General features: G+C 33.1%; 17 protein-coding genes and 2 tRNA genes. 18 read left to right on the plus strand and 1 reads right to left on the minus strand.

What is annotated here, in order from left to right; all coding sequences use genetic code 11:
- The first annotated feature begins 48 nt into the window (after positions 1–48).
- The 6 genes from CCORG_RS02030 (at position 49) to CCORG_RS02055 (ending at position 4529) form a co-directional block, all read left to right on the plus strand.
- Positions 49–447, plus strand: coding sequence for a DoxX family protein (locus tag CCORG_RS02030; RefSeq protein ID WP_034971460.1), 399 nt, complete (start codon positions 49–51; stop codon positions 445–447).
- 227 nt (positions 448–674) lie between these two features.
- Complete coding sequence (gene rpsL, locus CCORG_RS02035; protein ID WP_025803094.1) at positions 675–1049, plus strand: 30S ribosomal protein S12; 375 nt, start codon at positions 675–677, stop codon at positions 1047–1049.
- 72 nt (positions 1050–1121) lie between these two features.
- Positions 1122–1592 carry a 30S ribosomal protein S7 gene (gene rpsG, locus CCORG_RS02040; protein ID WP_025803093.1) on the plus strand — a complete coding sequence of 157 codons (471 nt, stop codon included), beginning with the start codon at positions 1122–1124 and terminating at the stop codon, positions 1590–1592.
- Positions 1593–1605: 13 nt separating this feature from the next.
- Positions 1606–3681: an elongation factor G gene (gene fusA, locus CCORG_RS02045; protein ID WP_025803092.1), complete on the plus strand. Its 2076-nt coding sequence runs from the start codon at positions 1606–1608 to the stop codon at positions 3679–3681.
- A 570-nt stretch (positions 3682–4251) separates the two neighbouring features.
- A tRNA-Arg gene (locus CCORG_RS02050) sits at positions 4252–4328 on the plus strand.
- 124 nt (positions 4329–4452) lie between these two features.
- Positions 4453–4529: transfer RNA gene (locus CCORG_RS02055), tRNA-Ile, on the plus strand.
- Between the two features lie 585 nt (positions 4530–5114).
- Here CCORG_RS02055 and bamA read toward each other — a convergent pair.
- On the minus strand, positions 5115–7358 hold the full coding sequence (bamA, locus tag CCORG_RS02060) for an outer membrane protein assembly factor BamA (RefSeq protein WP_025803091.1): 2244 nt from the start codon (positions 7356–7358) through the stop codon (positions 5115–5117).
- Between the two features lie 79 nt (positions 7359–7437).
- Here bamA and CCORG_RS02065 point away from each other — a divergent pair, with 79 nt between their 5' ends.
- From CCORG_RS02065 to CCORG_RS02120, 12 genes are all read left to right on the plus strand, one after another.
- Positions 7438–8268 (plus strand): prephenate dehydrogenase, encoded by an 831-nt coding sequence (locus CCORG_RS02065; RefSeq protein ID WP_025803090.1) that lies wholly within the window; start codon positions 7438–7440, stop codon positions 8266–8268.
- Between the two features lie 60 nt (positions 8269–8328).
- Positions 8329–9705, plus strand: coding sequence for a peptidoglycan metallopeptidase Pgp6 (gene pgp6 / locus CCORG_RS02070; protein WP_025803089.1), 1377 nt, complete (start codon positions 8329–8331; stop codon positions 9703–9705).
- Positions 9706–9766: 61 nt separating this feature from the next.
- Positions 9767–10654 carry a UDP-3-O-acyl-N-acetylglucosamine deacetylase gene (lpxC, locus tag CCORG_RS02075; RefSeq protein WP_025803088.1) on the plus strand — a complete coding sequence of 296 codons (888 nt, stop codon included), beginning with the start codon at positions 9767–9769 and terminating at the stop codon, positions 10652–10654.
- 108 nt (positions 10655–10762) lie between these two features.
- On the plus strand, positions 10763–11110 hold the full coding sequence (locus CCORG_RS02080) for a glycoprotease (RefSeq protein ID WP_051487264.1): 348 nt from the start codon (positions 10763–10765) through the stop codon (positions 11108–11110).
- Complete coding sequence (gene thrB / locus CCORG_RS02085) at positions 11110–12003, plus strand: homoserine kinase (protein ID WP_025803086.1); 894 nt, start codon at positions 11110–11112, stop codon at positions 12001–12003. The genes CCORG_RS02080 and thrB overlap by 1 nt, the downstream gene beginning before the upstream one ends.
- A gap of 33 nt (positions 12004–12036) precedes the next feature.
- Positions 12037–12264: a DUF448 domain-containing protein gene (locus CCORG_RS02090; protein ID WP_051487261.1), complete on the plus strand. Its 228-nt coding sequence runs from the start codon at positions 12037–12039 to the stop codon at positions 12262–12264.
- Positions 12245–14938, plus strand: a complete 2694-nt coding sequence (gene infB / locus CCORG_RS02095; RefSeq protein WP_025803084.1) for a translation initiation factor IF-2 — start codon at positions 12245–12247, stop codon at positions 14936–14938. The genes CCORG_RS02090 and infB overlap by 20 nt, the downstream gene beginning before the upstream one ends.
- Complete coding sequence (gene rbfA / locus CCORG_RS02100) at positions 14939–15301, plus strand: 30S ribosome-binding factor RbfA (RefSeq protein WP_025803083.1); 363 nt, start codon at positions 14939–14941, stop codon at positions 15299–15301.
- A complete protein-coding gene (gene rimP / locus CCORG_RS02105; protein ID WP_025803082.1) occupies positions 15297–15713 on the plus strand; it encodes a ribosome maturation factor RimP in 417 nt (138 codons plus the stop codon). Before rbfA ends, rimP begins: the two co-directional genes overlap by 5 nt.
- Positions 15713–16492, plus strand: a complete 780-nt coding sequence (zupT, locus tag CCORG_RS02110; RefSeq protein ID WP_025803081.1) for a zinc transporter ZupT — start codon at positions 15713–15715, stop codon at positions 16490–16492. The genes rimP and zupT overlap by 1 nt, the downstream gene beginning before the upstream one ends.
- A 211-nt stretch (positions 16493–16703) precedes the next feature.
- On the plus strand, positions 16704–17204 hold the full coding sequence (nrfH, locus tag CCORG_RS02115) for a cytochrome c nitrite reductase small subunit (RefSeq protein ID WP_051487260.1): 501 nt from the start codon (positions 16704–16706) through the stop codon (positions 17202–17204).
- Positions 17205–17225: 21 nt separating this feature from the next.
- On the plus strand, positions 17226–18908 hold the full coding sequence (locus tag CCORG_RS02120; RefSeq protein ID WP_025803079.1) for an ammonia-forming cytochrome c nitrite reductase subunit c552: 1683 nt from the start codon (positions 17226–17228) through the stop codon (positions 18906–18908).
- Positions 18909–18999: the final 91 nt, after the last annotated feature.

Consider the following 18999-nt stretch of genomic DNA (forward strand, 5'->3'; position numbering starts at 1 on the left):
CTTATAAATTTATACATCAATGTTTTAAATATATTATAAGGATAAGATATGTCAAAATACATCCATTACCCAAATTTAGGACTTTTATTTTTAAGAATTTTTTTAGGTGTAAATGTTTTAATGCACGGAATTTCTAAAATTACAGGTGGAATTAGTGGTGTTAAAGGTATGCTAGCAGCAAAAGGAATTCCTGAGTTTATCGGATATGGTGTTTATGTTGGAGAAGTGGCAGCACCAGTTATGATAATTTTAGGAATTTTTACTAGACTTGGCTCTTTGATCCTTCTAGGAACTTGTGCGGTGATACTTTATGTTGCTCATGCTGATAAGCTTTTTAGTATTACTTCTTATGGTGGCTTAGCTCCTGAGATAGTATATTTATATATAGGCTCAGCGATATGTTTGCTGCTAAATGGTGGTGGAAAATTTGTTGTAAGAGCTGATTAAATTTTAAAAATTTATCTTAATTTATAACAATATTTTTAAATTTAAGCTCTATTTGTAAATATTACTTATAGAGCTGCTTTAAATTTAACAAAACTAAAATTGTATTACTTTAAAATTTAAAAGACTCAAATCTCATTAATCTATAAAATTTCATGCATTAACAAAACTCTAAGCTAAACTTAGATATAATTCAGTCTTTTTAATAAATTTAGTTGAAAGGAATTATTGTGCCTACAATAAATCAGTTAATTAGAAAAGAGCGCAAAAAAGTGATTTATAAATCAAAATCACCAGCTCTTAAGAATTGTCCGCAAAGACGCGGAGTTTGTACTCGTGTGTATACAACTACACCTAAAAAACCAAACTCAGCTCTTAGAAAAGTTGCCAAAGTAAGGCTAACAAGTGGTATAGAAGTTATTAGCTATATCGGTGGTGAAGGTCATAACCTACAAGAACACAGCATTGTTTTAGTTCGTGGCGGTAGGGTTAAGGACTTACCAGGTGTTAAGTATCATATCGTTCGTGGAGCACTTGATACAGCTGGCGTTGCAAAAAGAACTGTTTCAAGATCTAAATACGGTGCTAAACGCCCTAAGAAATAGTCTGGCTATACAGACTAAACTCGCTAGATTTAGTTTAGTTTGAGTAAAATTTAATAAATTTGAAGGAATAAAATGAGAAGAAGAAGAGCACCCGTTAGGGAGGTAATGCCAGATCCAATATATGGCAATAAAGTAGTTACTAAATTTATTAATGCATTAATGTATGATGGTAAGAAAAACACCGCATCAAAACTAATGTATGGAGCACTTGATTTAATAGATAGCAAAGATAGCGAGCAAAAGGGTATAGATGTTTTTAATGATGCTATTGAAAATATCAAACCTATCCTTGAGGTTAAATCACGCCGTGTTGGTGGTGCTACATATCAAGTTCCAGTTGAAGTTAGACCAGTTAGACAACAAGCACTAGCTATTAGATGGATTATCACTTTTGCTAGGAAAAGAAGTGAAAGAACTATGGTAGAAAGACTTGCATATGAACTAATGGACGCTGCAAATTCAAAAGGTGCTTCATTTAAGAAGAAAGAAGATACCTACAAAATGGCAGAGGCAAATAAAGCTTTTGCTCATTATCGTTGGTAAAAAGGAGAAAAAAATGGCTAGAAAAACACCTTTACATATGGTTAGAAACATCGGTATTGCAGCTCACATTGATGCTGGTAAAACAACTACAAGTGAGAGAATTCTTTTCTTTACAGGAATTAGCCATAAAATCGGTGAAACTCACGAAGGAACTGCAACAATGGACTGGATGGAGCAAGAAAAAGAAAGAGGTATTACTATTACCTCTGCTGCAACAACTTGCTTTTGGAAAGATCACCAAATCAACCTTATAGACACCCCAGGCCACGTTGACTTTACTATTGAAGTTGAGCGTTCTATGCGTGTTTTAGATGGTGCTGTTGCAGTATTTTGTTCGGTTGGTGGAGTTCAGCCACAGTCTGAGACAGTATGGAGACAAGCAAATAAATACCATGTTCCAAGAATTGTTTTTGTTAACAAAATGGACAGAGTTGGTGCAAATTTTTATAGTGTTGAAGCTCAAATAAAAGACAGATTAAAAGCAAACCCAGTTCCACTTCAAATTCCAATAGGTGCTGAGGATAATTTCAAAGGCGTTGTTGATTTGGTAACAATGAAAGCATTTGTTTGGGAAGATGAAAAAACTCCAACTGACTATGTTGTTAAAGATATTCCTGCTGAATTAGTAGACAAAGCTAAAGAGTATCGTGAAAAAATGGTAGAAGCAGTTGCAGAGCAAGATGATACTTTGATGGAAAAATATTTTGGTGGTGAAGAGCTAAGTGTTGATGAGATAAAAGAGGGTATCAAAAAAGGTTGTTTAGGTCTTAAAATAATTCCAATGCTATGTGGAACTGCTTTTAAAAATAAAGGCGTTCAACCCCTACTTGATGCCGTAGTTGATTATTTACCAGCTCCAGATGAAGTTCCTGATATAAAAGGTGAGTATGAAGATGGAACTGAAGTTAAAGTTGAATCAACAGATGATGGCGAATTTGCAGCACTAGCATTTAAAATTATGACTGACCCTTTTGTTGGACAGTTAACTTTTGTTAGAGTTTACCGTGGAATTTTAGAAAGTGGTAGTTATGTTTATAACACCGTAAAAGGTAAAAAAGAAAGAATCGGTAGAATCTTAAGAATGCACTCAAATAAAAGAGAGGACATTAAAGAACTTTATGCCGGTGAAATCGGTGCTGTAGTTGGTTTAAAAGATACTTTAACAGGTGATACTTTAGCAAGTGAAAAGGATCAAGTAATACTTGAGAGAATGGAATTTCCTGATCCAGTTATTAGTGTTGCAGTTGAACCAAAAACTAAAGCAGATCAAGAGAAAATGGGTATTGCGCTTCAAAAGCTAGCTCAAGAAGATCCAAGCTTTAGAGTTACAACTGATGAAGAGAGTGGTCAAACAATTATCTCAGGAATGGGTGAGCTCCACTTAGAAGTTATTGTTGATAGAATGCTTAGAGAATTTAAAGTTGATGCTGAGATTGGTAAACCTCAAGTTGCTTACCGTGAGACTATTAGACAAACTGTTGAACAAGAGTATAAATATGCTAAACAATCAGGCGGGCGTGGTCAGTATGGTCATGTATACTTGCGTTTAGAGCCACTTGAGCCGGGTACTGGATATGAGTTTATAAATGAGATTAAAGGTGGAGCTATTCCAAAAGAGTATATTCCAGCGGTTGACAAGGGTTGTCAAGAAGCAATGCAAGGTGGTGTTTTAGCTGGATATCCAGTTGAGGATGTTAGAGTTACTGTTTATGATGGTAGTTATCATGATGTTGACTCATCAGAGATGGCATTTAAATTAGCTGCTTCAATGGGCTTTAAAGAGGGTGCTAGAAAGGCTGGTGCAGTTATACTTGAGCCAATTATGAAAGTTGAAGTTGAAACTCCAGAGGATTACATGGGTGATGTTATTGGAGATATCAACAAAAGAAGAGGTCAGGTAAATAATATGGGTGACCGTGGTGGAAATAAGATAATTGATGCGTTTTGTCCACTTTCAGAGATGTTTGGTTACTCAACTGATCTTAGAAGCCAAACTCAAGGTCGAGCAACTTACTCTATGGAGTTTGATCACTATGATGAGGTTCCAAGAAATGTTGCTGATGAGATTATTAAACAAAGAAATGGCTAGAATTTAAGGTGGAAATCCACCTTAAATTTAAAAATCATATTTTAAATTATTCCTTATTTATAATCACTTTAAGATCTTAAACTTTTTTATTAAATATAACTCATATTTTAATAAAGCAAATAATATGAAAAATACCACTCTTGTACTGCTTTTATATCTATTTTTAGGTGTTGACTCTAAAATCAACACTAAATTTATACAGCACTTAAAAGTATTGCTACTAGTGTAAGCAATAACTTAGATGTTTTTAGAAATCTCATGTAAGAAACTTAAGATATAAATATATAAATAAATAGTTAATTTGGAATTGCTATAGTAATATAGGTACTCTATAAAATTATTTTTAATGTAAGAGGGGCAATTATTGATAAATGTCAATTTTAAAGCAAAACTACTTTTAATTTATTTGAAAATAATATGATAAACTCAAATATTTAAGAATAAAAACTAATATTATAAGATAAGTGATGGTATTTTCATATAAAATAAGCTAAATAATTCAACTTCTTTACTAAATTCTAAAATTTCAATAAATTTTAATTTCAAAAACGATATAATTACAGGTTTAAAGTCCTCATAGCTCAGCAGGATAGAGCGCAAAATTCCTAATTTTGAGGCCAGAGGTTCGAATCCTCTTGGGGACGCCACTTGAAGTGGCTATGTTTGCTTCTAAATTTTTAAGTTTTAAACTTTAAAATTTAGTTCTAAATTTAGATATTTTAGCTATATTTAAGCAAACAATAAGTATAATTACATCTTTAATTCACAAGTGGGTTCATAGCTCAGTTGGTTAGAGCATCCGGCTCATAACCGGATGGTCCTAGGTTCGAGTCCTAGTGAACCCACCACATACAATCCTTAAGACTCCAAATCAATCTTTTTTATATAAATCAACCCCTAAAAATAGGGATTTTAAGATTACTTTAAGCCAAATTGATTTGAAATAATGTGCATCAATATTATAAAAAAGAATACCTAAAAGGCTACCTAATCAGCTAGAAGTAAGTCTAACATTCGAGGTAAATTTTACTGATAAATAAAAAAGCGTTATTGATGAAAAGATTATATTTGTAAGAGGCAAAAGTTCTAAATTTACCATTATATACAATAAATTATAATGTAAAAATATAATTAAAGAAGTTAAAGGCTGCTAAAGCTACTTTAATACTTGATTATAATAATTTTTATGCGTTTAATGATGTTGGGCATAATCTAGGCAAAGCTAATAATTGATATTTGAAAAAATAGATAATTTAACTTAGATAAAAACAGTTACAAGTTTAAACTCAAAATTTTAAAATTTGATATGATTAAAAATAAGCAAATTCTGATATATAAAATAAGTGTAAATAGTGTTGCTGTTAAATTCTAAATAAACATAAAAGGATTTCTCTAAAATTTATTAGAGAAATCCTTAATATAACTAAGCAAAATTAAAATCTTGCTCCGATAGTAAATTCTATATTGTTTGTTTTATCATACTCTTCATCATTTAGTGGATTAACCCAGAAAAGTTGTAGTGGTCCAATAGGCGTAGTCCACTCGATTCCAGCACCAACGCTATATCTTGTAACTTCATCAAAGCTATCATCACCGATAGTTCCCCAGTCAAAAAACGTTACAAATCTCATATTTATACGCTCTATTAGTGGTAAGCTTATCTCAAATGAATTATTAAAGCTCTTATTGCCACCAATCTCTATATATTTGCACCCTCTACCTTCAAGGCAAATTTGCTGTTGTGGAATGCTTCTGCCATCATAGCCTCTAATGCTCTTCATGCCACCAAGAAAGAATTTTTTATTTACAGGAAGCTCGCTATCATCAAAGAAGTAACCGATGTTGGACTTGTATCTAAATATTGCATCATATCCTATATAATCCCTTAATCCAAAATACCAATTAAAGCTTCCCATACCTTTAAGATACTCCATATCTCCACCGAGTCCAGCATATTCTAGTGCAAGAGAAGCTGAAATACCACTTCGTGGAATATAATAATCATCAGTATTATCAAATCTAATACTAGGAATTAATGAACTTCTTATATTTTTGCCATTTTGATAACCAGCAGCCTTATAAAACTCATCAAGACCTTCTATTTTAGAACTTTCAATATCATATGTTAGGTATGCTGATGTATATCTATTTAGCTTTCTACCAGCTGTTATGCTAAAGCCATAAGCAGTCTCTTCATAATCATCCCACTCCCAATCTCTTGCATAAATTTGCCCACTTAAACTATACTCTGAGTTAAAAACTCTAGGGTTTGTTAAGCCAATAGCTCCACTTAAATCATCATCGCTTTTTTCTATGCTTACATGTCCGCCAATGCCACTACCAAATATATTTTTCTCAGACAAGCTTGCACTTAGTAAAAGTCCATCATCGCTTCCATACCCTATACCACCAGTTATACTTCCTGTTGGAGCTTCGGTTACTTTTACATTTAAATCTATCTCGTTTTGACTAACTCTAGTTTCTTCTATCTCTACATTTTCAAAATACCCAGTTCTTCTAAGAGCATTTCTTGAATCAACTAGGTCGGTTCTATTGTAAAGTTGACCCTCAGTTAAATACATCTCTCTTCTTACTACCGAATCAGCTGTTTTTTCATTTCCAGAAATTGTCACCTTTCTTACATATATCTCTTTATATGGTATAACAACATAGTTTATATCTACAGTGTGGTTTTCATAGTCTTGTGATAGATGTGGTTCAACTTCTGCGTAAGCATAACCCATATCAGCTACATGATTTGATAGTTTTGTTATATCTCTTTTTAAAAAATCTGAGTTAAATCTATCTCCACTATCTAACTTAAGTTTTTTTATAAGTTTTTCTTTATCTAAATTTAAAAAATCAGGGGCTTCTATAGATATATCTTTAACTCTATATCTTTCACCTTCTTCTATGTAGTATGTAAGCTCAGCTCTATAGTTTTTCATATCTGCATTTAGGTAAGGCAAAGATACATTAGCATCAAGATAGCCCTTTTTTAAGTACTCATTTTTTATCCTATCTGGGTCTTTTGGAAGGTCAATAGTTTTTAATTTTCCATCATTAAATCCCCACATCCAACCAAGTACTTCTCTTTGTTTGTTTGCTACGGCTGGCTGTATGTCGCCATAGTCTAGCTTTTTAGCTCCTATCATGTTGACTTTATCTATTATTATATTTTCGCCCCTATTTACAATGGTTGTTAGGTGAAGTGAGCTGCCATCACTATTAAGTGGTTCTTCATCTACTTCTACAACTGTATCAAAATACCCTTTTACTTCATAGTATTGTCTAGCTCTTTCTCTAGCTCTATTTAAGGCAACTTTATCATATCCTTGACCAGGTCTTAAACCGATAATTTGTTCCATGGCTTTTCTGTCGTTTGTAACAACGCCTTCAATGTCAAGCTTTGCAATTATTGGCTTTTCTTTTACATGAATTACAACATTACCGCCACTATAATCAATATAAATATCATCAAAATATCCCTGATCAAACAGCCTTTTAATAGCTGCATCTGTATTTGCACCAGTAATTTCATCACCTATTCTAAGACCGCTCATTTCTTGCGCAACTAGTGGGGAAAGTTGATTTAAACCTTCAAATCTTATAGACTCAATGCGGGCTGCAAATAAAAAATTTGCACAAACCAGTAAAAAAACTAAACTTTTTTTCATTAACTAACCTAAAATTTTAAAATAATTTCGTATAATACCATAAAAAAACTATAAATTAGATAATTGTATAAGGAAATTTATGAAAATAGGCATTATTGGGCTTGGACTTATTGGTGGCTCGCTTGGGTTATGTTTAAAAGATATGAAATTAGTTGATAGAGTATATGGATATGATTTAAGCAAAGAAAATGAAAAAGAAGCTTTAAATTTGGGACTTATTAATCAAATTTTACCATTTGATGAGCTAAAAGAAATTTGTGATATTATTTTTCTTGCTATACCTGTTAAAGCAATTATCTCAACTCTTAAAAATTTAGAAGATGTAAAAGAGTCAACCACTATAATTGATCTAGGAAGTACAAAATCTGAGATTATACAAAATTGTCCAGATAAAATTCGCCCAAATTTAGTGGCAGCTCACCCTATGGCAGGAACTGAAAACTCAGGTCCAAAAGCGGCTTTTAAGACACTATTAAAAGATGCTGTTGTGGTTATTTGTGATGAAGATAAAAGTAGTGGTTTTCATTTAAAAAGAGCAGTTGAACTTTTATCATATGCTGGCATGAGAATAATTTTTATGGACTCTAAGAAACACGATCATCATGTGGCTTTAATCTCTCACTTGCCCCATGTTGTTAGCTACTCACTTGTAAATAGCGTTTTAAAAGAGGAAAATAAAAGAAATATCATAAATCTCTCAGGTGGAAGTTTTTCGGATATAAGTCGTATAGCAAAGAGCTCACCCGAGATGTGGGTGGATGTTTTTAGACAAAATAGAGATAATGTGTTAAATTCTATAGAATCATTTAAAAAAGAGCTTGAAAATTGCGAGAGTATGATCAAAGACAAAAGATGGAATGATCTTAAAGAGTGGCTTTATGAAGCTAGGGTAATAAGAGATTTTTTATAGATGTTGACTGAGTGTTTAACACTATAAGTTAGAATTATTCAAAAATATTAAGGTGTAAATTTGAGAAGACGAAGTAGTCAAAGTGGCGGTTTTAAAGGTTTTTTTGGATTTTTTATTCTACTTTTAGTAGCGGGCTGTGTTTTTTATGTATACTCATCTAAAACTTTTGAGAGAAATTCACCAACTTCAAATTTAGGTGATAGTATTTTTTGGAATTTAAAAACTCCTATACCATTAATTATTGAAGATGATAGTGGAATTAAAAGTATAAAAATTACATTAAGCGATGGAAAACAAAACATAGTTTTAGCTGATCAAAAATTTAATATCATGCAACCAAAGCTCGCTCTTGAGATAACTCTTCCGCAAGGCTCACTTTTAGATAGAAATTCTAACTATTCGCTCTCTTTAGAAGTTGGTGATGCAAGTAGGTGGAATTTCTTTCAAGGAAACAGGCTAAAGCAAGATGTAAATATTATTGTAGATACAAAACGCCCTGAAGTTTATGCAATCAATCAGTCATATAAGATTACAAAAGGCGGTGCAGCAGTTGTGGTATTTAGAGCTAGTGATGAGATGCTTAAAGATGTTTATATCCAAACAAATTTTGGTAAACGCTTTGAAGTTGTTCCATTTCATGCTAAAGATTACTACGCAGCACTTGTAGCTTGGCCAGTTGGAGAAGATAATTTTAGAGCTGATATAGTGGCTACTGATATGGCAGGAAATGAGACAAAAACTCGTATAAGGTATTACTTGCAAGATAAAAAATATAAAATTTCAAATATCGAACTAACTGATGATTTTATAGATGGCAAAATAACTGATCTTACAAATCACTACGCTAAAAATCCAGATGATTTAGAAGGCGTTGAAAAGTTTAAATTTGTAAATGAAACCTTAAGGCAAAGTAGCCCAGTAGGAACTCATGCTGTAAAAATTCATGAAAATCAACTTGATGAGTTCTTTTTAAAAAAATTTTATCCTCTTAAAAATGCAGCAGCAGTTGCGAGTTTTGGTGATCACCGTTTTTATGAAAAAAATGGCAAAGACGTAAGCCAAAGCTGGCATTTAGGGCTTGATCTTGCAAGTATAGCTGGGGCTGATATAGTTAGTTCTAACCCAGGAACTGTTGTATTTGCTGGAGATAGTGGCATATACGGCCTAAGTGTTGTTTTGTATCATGGTTTTGGTCTTTATACGCTTTATTCTCACTGTAGTACTACTTTAGTAAGTGTTGGCGATAAGGTAGCAGCTGGAGATATTATAGCCCATACTGGTAAAACTGGTCTAGCTTTTGGAGATCATCTTCACTTTGGCGTGATAATTCAAGGAGTCGAGGTAAGACCTGAGGAGTGGATGGATAGTAAGTGGATGCAAGATAACATATATCAAATACTTGATAACTCAAGTAAGGTTATAGACAATAAAAAGTAATTTTTTTGTTTACTGAAATTTAGATATAATTTTGGAAGTAAAGAAATTTTAAGGATAAGAATTGAAACAAACAACTATCGCTAAAAGAGTAGAAGGGGTTGGTATAGGGCTTCACAAAGGTGAGCCGATAAATATCATTCTTGAGCCATTAGATGCTAATCTTGGCATAGTTTTTTATAGAAAAGATGTCGGGGTTAGTATAAAAGCTGAACCAAAAAGCGTTATAAATACACAAATGGCAACAGTTATTGGAAATGATAAAGGCGTTTATGTATCTACGATAGAGCATCTTATGAGTGCTATATCAAGCTATGGGATTGATAATATTAGAATTATCCTAGATGCAAATGAAGCTCCTGTAATGGATGGAAGCTCAGTAAGCTTTTGTATGATGCTTGATGAAGCTGGTATTAAAGAGCTTGATGCACCTAAAAAGATTATAGTTATAAAAGATGAAGTTGAGATTAGAGAGGGTAAAAAATTTGTAAAAATTAGCCCATCAAATAGCCCAAAATTTGACTATACTATTAAATTTGATCATCCACTTATTGGTACGCAAAGGTATGTGTTTGAGTTTTCTAAGAAAAAGTATATTGAAGAGATCTCAAAAGCTAGGACTTTTGGATTTTTAAAAGATGTTCAGATGTTAAGGGCTAATAATCTTGCGCTTGGTGGCAGCTTAGAAAATGCTGTTGTTATGGATGATTTTAGTATTTTAAATCCAGAAGGTTTAAGATATAAAGATGAGTTTGTAAGGCATAAAATTTTAGATGCTATTGGTGATTTATCGCTTATGGGAATGCCTATTCTTGGAGATTATACATCATTTGCTGGAAGTCATAAACTAAACCATGAGTTAACTCTTGCTATTTTGGCTGATGCTAAAAACTTTGAAGTTGTTGAGCTAAATAGATCGGCTTTAAAAGAGTACGCAAAAGCTTTTGCTTAAGGAATTAATATAAAAAAAATTGATATTTTAGTGATATCTCTTAGCTCTACTTTGGTTGTTGGGATATATACAGGTGGCATTTTAGAAAAAAAGATCTCACCAGATAATATGGCTAGTGAAGCTTTGATTGAAATCTTTGATAATATTTTAGATAGTTATGAAATTTCACGCATTATCTATACAAATGGACCTGGTAGTTTTATGGGCATAAAGGTATCTTATACCATACTTAAAACAATATCTATAGTAAAAGATATTAAATTTTATGCAGTTAGTGGTTTTGAGTTAAATGGTGGTGGTCCTATAAAAGCAAATAAAACCATGAGCTTTGTTTTAAATAATGGTGAAATTTTACTTAAAAAAGCACTGCCAGTAGAATTTAAGCTACCTACAAATTTAAATACTTTAAATTTAGAAAATGATACACTTCCAAACTACATTTTAGGAGCGGTTTAGTGCGAATTTTAATACCAGCTACCAGTGCAAATCTTGGACCTGGGTTTGACTCTCTTGGGCTTAGTTTGGGACTGTTTAACGAAGTAAGTATTACAAAACAGTCTATTTTAAGCATATCTGTAAAAGGTGAAGGAGAAAATAGAGCAAATGTTAAGAAAAATAATACATTTGTTAATATTTTTAATGATGTTTTTTTATCCTTAACAGGTGAAAATGAAAATTTTAAATTTGCTTTTGATAATAAAATACCATTTTCAAGAGGTCTTGGTAGTAGCTCTTCGGTCGTTGTAGGTGCTATAGCAGCAGCTTATCATATGGCGGGATTTAGGGTTGAAAAACAGCTTGTTTTAAATAGGGCTTTAACATATGAAAATCACCCTGATAATATAACGCCCGCTGTTTTTGGTGGATTTACAGCCAGCATTGTAGTTAAAAACGAAGTTCATACACAAAAAGCAGAAATTCTAGACTCTATCAAAGCTGTAGTTGTTATACCAGATAAACCTATGTCAACAAATGAATCAAGAAGCAAACTTCCTAAAAAAATAAGCCTTAAAGATGCAGTATCAAATCTATCTTGTTCATCTTTTTTATCAGCATGTTTTATGAATAAGGATTATGATAATTTAAAATACGCAGCTTATGATAGAATTCATGAGTATCTAAGGATGAAAACTTTACCTGAGCTTTTTAAAGTTAGAGATGTAGCTTACGAAAATGGAGCACTTATGAGTACGCTTTCTGGGAGTGGGTCGTCATTTTTGAATATCGCTTATCGTGATAGTTCTTCAAAATTAGCTAGAACATTAGCTCTGAAATTTCCAAATTTTAGGATTTTAGAGCTTGAATTTGATAATAATGGCTTTAAAATAGAGCCTAAAAGCAAAAAATAAAGAAAAAATGGTATAATGACGCGTTATAAACCAATGAGAACTTGCATAGTTTGCAGGGCTAAATTTGCTCAATGTGATCTTTTTAGATTTCACTATAAGGAGCAAAAGCTACTTTGTGGTGGAGGTAGAAGCTTTTATATTTGCAAAAAGTGCAGTACAACAGAAGATAAAATTTTAAATAAAAGCATATCTAAATATATTAAAAATTTTAGTTTAGATGAGTTAAAGGAGAGCGTTTTATATGGCGGAAGTTCAGATTAGTGATATAGCACTAGAGCTAGGTTATGATAACAAAGAGATCATTAAAAAAGCCCATGAAATGGGGCTTAAAAAGGTAAAAGCTGCAAATAGTAAAGTAAGTGTTGATGATGCTGAAGCTATCTATAACTATATTCAAACAGGCGAATTGCCAAAGAAAAAAAAGACTACAAGGGCTAAGAAAAATGTTGTGGTTGATGAAGATATTGATATAGTTGAGCCTAAAAAAGAGGAACTTGAAGCTAAAAAACCGGTAAAAAAAGCAAAGCCTGATGTTAAAAAACCATCTAAAGAGCCTGCTGTGGAAGTAGAAAAAACAGAACCAGCAAAACAAGATGTTAAAAAAGAAAAGATTGTAGAAGCTAAAAAATCTACTCCTACTGAGAGTGAAAATTTAAAGCCAAAAGAGCCTACAAAAGTTGAAGACAAAATTCCAGGCGTTACAAAAATCAAAAAAGAAAGCGTTGCATCTTCACTTGGCAAAAGAAAAGGTATAGTTATTCTTAAAAAGAAAAAAGAAGATAAAGAGTCAAATACTTCAGTTAAAAAACCTTCTACAAAGTTAAATGTAGGGCTTGATACGCTTTTTTCAAATGCTGAAACATCACTAAATAAAAAGAAAAAAGAGAAGCAAAAAATACATCAAACTCCTAAAAGAGAAGGGGTTAAAAAGGTTGAACTTCTTGATGATAGAGGTATGGCAGATATAAATTTTGAAGATGACAATGAAGTAGTTTTACCCGATCTTACTGTTAAGCCTATCCAAGTAGAAGAAAGAAAAGAGACCAAAAAACAGCAAATTTATAAAAATTCTCAAGCAAGTTATACAAATCAAGATAACGCTCCTAGAAGTATAAGTAGAGGTTCTAGAAAAAAACATAAAAAAACTGTTAAAGTTGAGAATAATCAAGAGATTAAAAGTTTAGATATCCCAAAAGAGATTAGGGTTTATGAATTTGCTGATAAACTTGGTAAATCTCCAAGTGAGATTATCTCAAAGCTATTTATACTAGGGCTTATGGTTACTAAAAATGATTTCCTTGATGAAGATGCGATGGAAATTTTGGCTAGTGAGTTTGATATTGAGATAAATATCATTGATGAAGCAGAAGAATTTGACTATGTAAGTGCTTATAATCAAACAGATGATGATGAGAAAGATTTAAAACAAAGAGCTCCAGTTGTGACTATAATGGGACATGTTGATCATGGTAAGACAAGCCTTCTTGATTATATAAGAAATTCTCGTGTTGCTACTGGCGAAGCTGGCGGTATTACACAACATGTTGGTGCTTATATGGTAACTAAAAACAATAGAGCTATCACTTTTATTGATACTCCAGGTCACGAAGCATTTACTGCTATGCGTGAAAGGGGTGCTCAAGTAACAGATATTGTTATTATAATTGTAGCAGCTGATGATGGTGTAAAGCCTCAAACAAAAGAAGCTGTTGCTCATGCAAAAGCGGCTGGTGTTCCTATAATAATTGCTATCAATAAAATGGATAAGCCTACTGCAAATCCAGATAAGGTTAAAACAGGTCTTTCTGAGCTTGATATTATGCCAGTTGATTGGGGTGGCTCATATGAGTTTGTTCCTATTTCAGCTAAAACTGGAATGGGCGTTGATGATCTTTTAGAGATAGTCTTGCTTCAAGCCGATCTTTTAGAGCTAAAAGCAAACCCAAATAGAAGTGCAAAAGCTACAGTTATAGAAAGCTCACTTCAAAAAGGAGTTGGAACTGTTGCTACTATTATAGTGGAAAATGGAACTTTAAGAGTTGGCGATAATGTAGTGGTTGGCTCAAGTTATGGCAGAGTTAGAGCTATAACTGATGATAGTGGTAAAGCTCTTAAAGATTTAAAGCCTGGTGAGTGTGGCGTTATAATAGGACTAAATGAAGTTCCAGAATCAGGCGAGACGCTTGTTTGCGTTGAGAACGAGAAGGTAGCTAGAGAGTATGCAAAGAAAATTTATGATCATAATAGAGCTCTTGAGTTATCTCGTTCGACAAAAGTTAGTCTTGAAGAACTTGGTGCAAAAATCGCAGAAGGTGAGCTAAAAACTCTTCCTGTTATTGTAAAAGCTGATGTTGGTGGAAGTTTAGAGGCTATTAAAGCTAGTCTTGAAAAACTTAGAAATGATGAGGTTAAAGTTGATATTATCCACAGTGGTGTTGGTGGTATTACTCAAAACGATATAAGTTTAGCAAGTGCTAGTGAAAACTGTGTGATTTTAGGATTTAACATACGCCCAACAGGTGATGTAAAAGAGAGCGCAAAACAAAAAGGCGTAACAATTAAAACTTATAATGTCATCTACTCGATGCTTGATGATGTAAAAGCTGTGCTTGGCGGACTGATGAGTCCTATAATTAGTGAAGAAGAGATTGGTCAAGCTGAAATTCGTCAAGTTATAAATGTTCCAAAAGTTGGTCAAATTGCTGGATGTATGGTTACTGATGGCAAGATTGTTCGTGGAGCAAAGATTAGAGTTATTCGTGAAGGTATTATTAAATTTGAAGGCGAGATAAGCTCTCTTAAACGCTTCAAAGATGACGCAAAAGAGGTAGCAAAAGGTTTTGAGTGTGGTGTTGGAATTGTTGGATATGATGATATGCAAGTTGGGGATTTTATTGAGAGCTTTATAGAAAAAGAGCAAAAGGTTGTCTTGTAGATGAGCGATAACATCAAGCTTTTAAGAACACAAAGCATTTTAAAAGAGATTATTCCTGAAGCACTTTCTCAGCTTAATGACCCGCTTTTAAGGGGGCTTTGTGTTGTAGATGTTGAGTGCAAAAGAGGCAAATATGATGCTTTTATCTATCTTGATAAGATGGGTCTTAGTGAGTTAGAACAAGCTGAAATTTTAAATAAATTAAAAAAAGTAAATGGCTACCTACAGAGCTATTGTCGTGAAGCTGAAGGGTGGTTTAGAGCACCAAAATTTCACTTTAAATTTGATGATACTTTAGAGCGTCAAAATCAAATGGATGCCTTGTTTGATAAAATCTCAAAGGAGCTTAAAAAAGATGATTGATTTACAAGCTTTAGCTAAAGAGTGTGGTTTGGATTTTTATGATAGTGAGATAGTAAATGAAAACAACAAAACCATATATAGAATTTATATTACAAAAAACGGTGGTGTGACTCTTGATGATTGTGAGAAATTTAGCCGCCTTTTAAGTCCTATTTTAGATGTTACTCCTCCAGTAAATGGTGATTACACACTAGAAGTTAGTAGTCCTGGGCTTGAGCGAAATTTAAAAAAAGAAGAGCATTTTATAAGTAGCATTGGTGAAAAAATTATAGTTACACTAAATTCAAAAGAGAAATTTGAAGGTGAAATTTTAAGTTTTGAAGATGAAATTTTAACTATTAAAACCCAAAGCGAAAATTTAAAAATAAAATTTAGTGATATTAAAAAAGCTAGAACATTCATAGAGTGGTAATGGATGCTTTTGTTTTTGCTCTTTTAATAACAACTCTAGCAGGATTAAGTACGGGCATTGGTGGACTTATAGCTGTCCTTGTTAAGCAAACTAATAAAAATTTTCTTACATTTAGCTTAGGTTTTTCAGCAGGAGTTATGATCTATGTCTCATTTGTTGAAATTTTGCCAAACAGTGTTGAAATAGCAACTAATACAAATAGTGTATATGGCAAAGCGTTTGCTACTTTTGCATTTTTTATTGGTATAGCTATAATTGCAGTTATTGACAAGCTTATCCCAGAAAGTAGCAATCCGCACGAATTTAGTGCCTCTTTAGATGAAAAAAGATCACTTATGAGAACTGGAATTTTTACCGCCATTGCCATTGCTATACATAACTTTCCAGAAGGACTTGCTACTTTTATCGCGTCTTATTCAGACCCTAAATTAGCTCTTCCCATAGCTTTTGCTATAGCACTTCATAATATACCAGAAGGAATTGGCGTAGCAGCCCCGATTTATAAAGCCACAAACGATAAAAAAAGAGCACTCATTTACTCTACAACTTCAGGTTTTGCTGAACCAGTTGGTGGAGTTATTGGATTTTTGGTTTTAGCGCCATTTTTAAATGAATTTATCCTTGCTATGGTTTTAAGTATAGCAGCTGGAATTATGGTATTTATATCAATTGATGAGCTTTTACCTGCTGCTAGAGCATATGGCAGACACCATGTAAGTATAGCTGGTTTCATAGCTGGTATGCTTATTATGGCTATATCTCTTTTAATCATCAATTGATACAAATCAATAAATCTAACACTAACTTATTGTATACTAAAAAGAATGATTTTAATATCCTAAATTTAGGTATTTAACTCAAGGGCAGTTATTGTTAAAATAGTAAAAATTTAAACCTAGTTTAAAATATTATCTGATATAATTTTTGCCCAAGTTACTTTTTTTAAATTAAATTTTTATAAAAGTAAACAAATTTGATAAGGAGGATCTTTTGAGTAAAATCATAGATAAGATCAAAAAGTACCCCTCTACTTTTGCAGCTTTACTGCTTATTGTAAGCTTTGGAGTTGTAATAGGTCATGGACTTTTTACCTTTGTGTATGCAAAAGGGTTTTCATATATGAGTGACGATCCTTTAGCCTGTAAAAACTGTCATGTTATGAATCAAGTCTATGAGAACTGGATGAAAGGTGGACACCAACAGGTTGCCACCTGTAATGATTGTCATGTTCCTCATGATTTTATTGGTAAATGGATGATGAAAGCTGAAAGTGGACTTCATCATGGATATGCAGTTACTTTCAAGGAAAATCCAGTATCTTTTACAGCTACACCAAAAAGTAAAAAAATAGTTCAAGACAACTGTATTCGTTGTCATGGAGATTATGCTGCTTTCTCAGTAGATGCTACCCAAAAAGCCGGTAGTTCTATAAGCGAGCCACTATCATGTATCTCTTGCCATAGGCAAGCTGGACATGCACATAACTTTTAAATTTGATAAGGAGATATAAGTATGAAGAATAAAGCTTTATACGTGGTTGCATTTTTAATTGCTGTTGTTTTAGGTGGTGCGATGTTTGCACTATTTGCCGATATTGGCGAAAAAAGAAGTGAAGAAAAGTCATACCCTATGATGCTTCATAAAGTAAGTGATACCAAGCCAGATGTTAGAGAGTGGGGTAAGAATTTTCCTGTTCAGTATGACTCTTTTATAGGTATGGAAACATTTAATATCGAAACTCCATTTGCTGGTTCAGTTCCATATAGTAAGCTTATTAGATGGCCAGCATCTACAGTTTTTTGGGATGGATATGCATTTTCTGTTGATTATAACCGCCCAAGACTTCACTTTTACTCTCAAATAGATCAAATAGAGACTATGAGAAACAATAAAGAGTATTTAAATTCTCATGGACTTCCTAATTTTAAAGGCCAACCAGGTGCCTGTGTAAATTGTCATACAGGTCACTTAACTGCGATAATGGTTGATGAAGATTATACTAAACTTCATGAAAATCCTGTAGAAGCATCAAAAGATCCTATGCCATTTTTTGATGTAAAAGGTAAGGATGGACAAAAAGAAAAAGCTGCGTGGACAAAGATGAACTCAATTCCTTACTTTGATGTTATGGAGATGGTTGCTAACAAACATGGCGAAGATCCATATGGTGGTTCTCATCTAGGAAGTAGCTGTGCTGATTGTCATCACCCTGATGATATGAGTTTAAGAGTTACAAGACCAGCTTTTGTAAATGCAATGGTTGCAAGAGGTTATGAAGCTGATGCAAAAAGTGGCTTAAAAGCTACAAGACAGGAGATGAGAAGCTATGTTTGTATGCAGTGCCATGTGGAGTATTACTTTGCTGGAAAAGACTCAACTTTAACATTTCCTTGGACAAAATGGCCAAAAGATGAGCCATTTAAGATAGAGATGTTTGATGAGTATTATGATGAGATGTATGAAAATGGAAAATTTCCACAAGATTATAAACACAAAACTACAGATGCGCCAATTGTTAAAATGCAACACTCAGAAGCTGAACTTAGCTCAACTGGAATTCATGCTAGAAGTGGTGTAGGGTGTGCCGATTGTCATATGCCTTATAAAAGAAGTGGAGCTCAAAAAGTTACAAGCCACCTTATAACTAGTCCATTTGCTGATATAACAGGAAGTTGTAAAACTTGCCATATGCAAAGTGAAGAGAAGTTAAAAGAGAGAATTGATTTTATTCAAAATCGCCATGCTTATAGCCTTAGAGAGTGTGAAAACGCACTTTTATCTCTCATTCAAGATATTACTACAGCTAGAGAAGAGCTTGCAAATCATCCTAATTTTGCTAGTTTAGAAGCTGATGCTAAAAAAGCAGCTATTAGTGAAGCATTAAAAGGCTCACTTTGGAATCAAAGAAGAGCTCATATGAGATGGGACTTTGCATTTAGTGAAAACAGCTATGGTTTCCATGGTCCAGATGAAGCTGCTAGAGTTATTGGTCAGTGTAAAGAGTATGCTAGAAAAGGTCAAGTTGAGTTAGCTAATGAGCTAAAAGCTTATGATATAGCTATAACTCTTACTCAGCAAGCAGATGAGGTTCAAGCACCTGAAAGAATCGAGCTTCATAAAGGTGATGTTGGTAGCGTGCCAAGTGATAGACTTCAAAAGATAGACCAAGACGTTAAAAACCTTAACTTCTTTTAATTAAAGTCGCCCCTAAACTGGGGCGATACTCATATATAAATTCTTAAATTTAATTTAAATTTTAATCCATAGTAAGAACTTAGTAAGAACA

The sequence above is a fragment of the Campylobacter corcagiensis genome (genome assembly GCF_013201645.1).
Classification (GTDB): domain Bacteria; phylum Campylobacterota; class Campylobacteria; order Campylobacterales; family Campylobacteraceae; genus Campylobacter_B; species Campylobacter_B corcagiensis.

Excerpts from the sequence above, each read along its gene's own strand:
- CCORG_RS02030 (WP_034971460.1), top strand. The coding sequence starts at position 49 with ATGTCAAAATACATCCATTACCCAAATTTAGGACTTTTATTTTTAAGA.
- rpsG (WP_025803093.1), top strand. The coding sequence starts at position 1,122 with ATGAGAAGAAGAAGAGCACCCGTTAGGGAGGTAATGCCAGATCCAATA.
- fusA (WP_025803092.1), top strand. The coding sequence starts at position 1,606 with ATGGCTAGAAAAACACCTTTACATATGGTTAGAAACATCGGTATTGCA.
- bamA (WP_025803091.1), bottom strand. The coding sequence starts at position 7,358 with ATGAAAAAAAGTTTAGTTTTTTTACTGGTTTGTGCAAATTTTTTATTT.
- CCORG_RS02065 (WP_025803090.1), top strand. The coding sequence starts at position 7,438 with ATGAAAATAGGCATTATTGGGCTTGGACTTATTGGTGGCTCGCTTGGG.
- CCORG_RS02080 (WP_051487264.1), top strand. The coding sequence starts at position 10,763 with ATGGCTAGTGAAGCTTTGATTGAAATCTTTGATAATATTTTAGATAGT.
- CCORG_RS02090 (WP_051487261.1), top strand. The coding sequence starts at position 12,037 with ATGAGAACTTGCATAGTTTGCAGGGCTAAATTTGCTCAATGTGATCTT.
- infB (WP_025803084.1), top strand. The coding sequence starts at position 12,245 with ATGGCGGAAGTTCAGATTAGTGATATAGCACTAGAGCTAGGTTATGAT.
- rbfA (WP_025803083.1), top strand. The coding sequence starts at position 14,939 with ATGAGCGATAACATCAAGCTTTTAAGAACACAAAGCATTTTAAAAGAG.
- zupT (WP_025803081.1), top strand. The coding sequence starts at position 15,713 with ATGGATGCTTTTGTTTTTGCTCTTTTAATAACAACTCTAGCAGGATTA.
- CCORG_RS02120 (WP_025803079.1), top strand. The coding sequence starts at position 17,226 with ATGAAGAATAAAGCTTTATACGTGGTTGCATTTTTAATTGCTGTTGTT.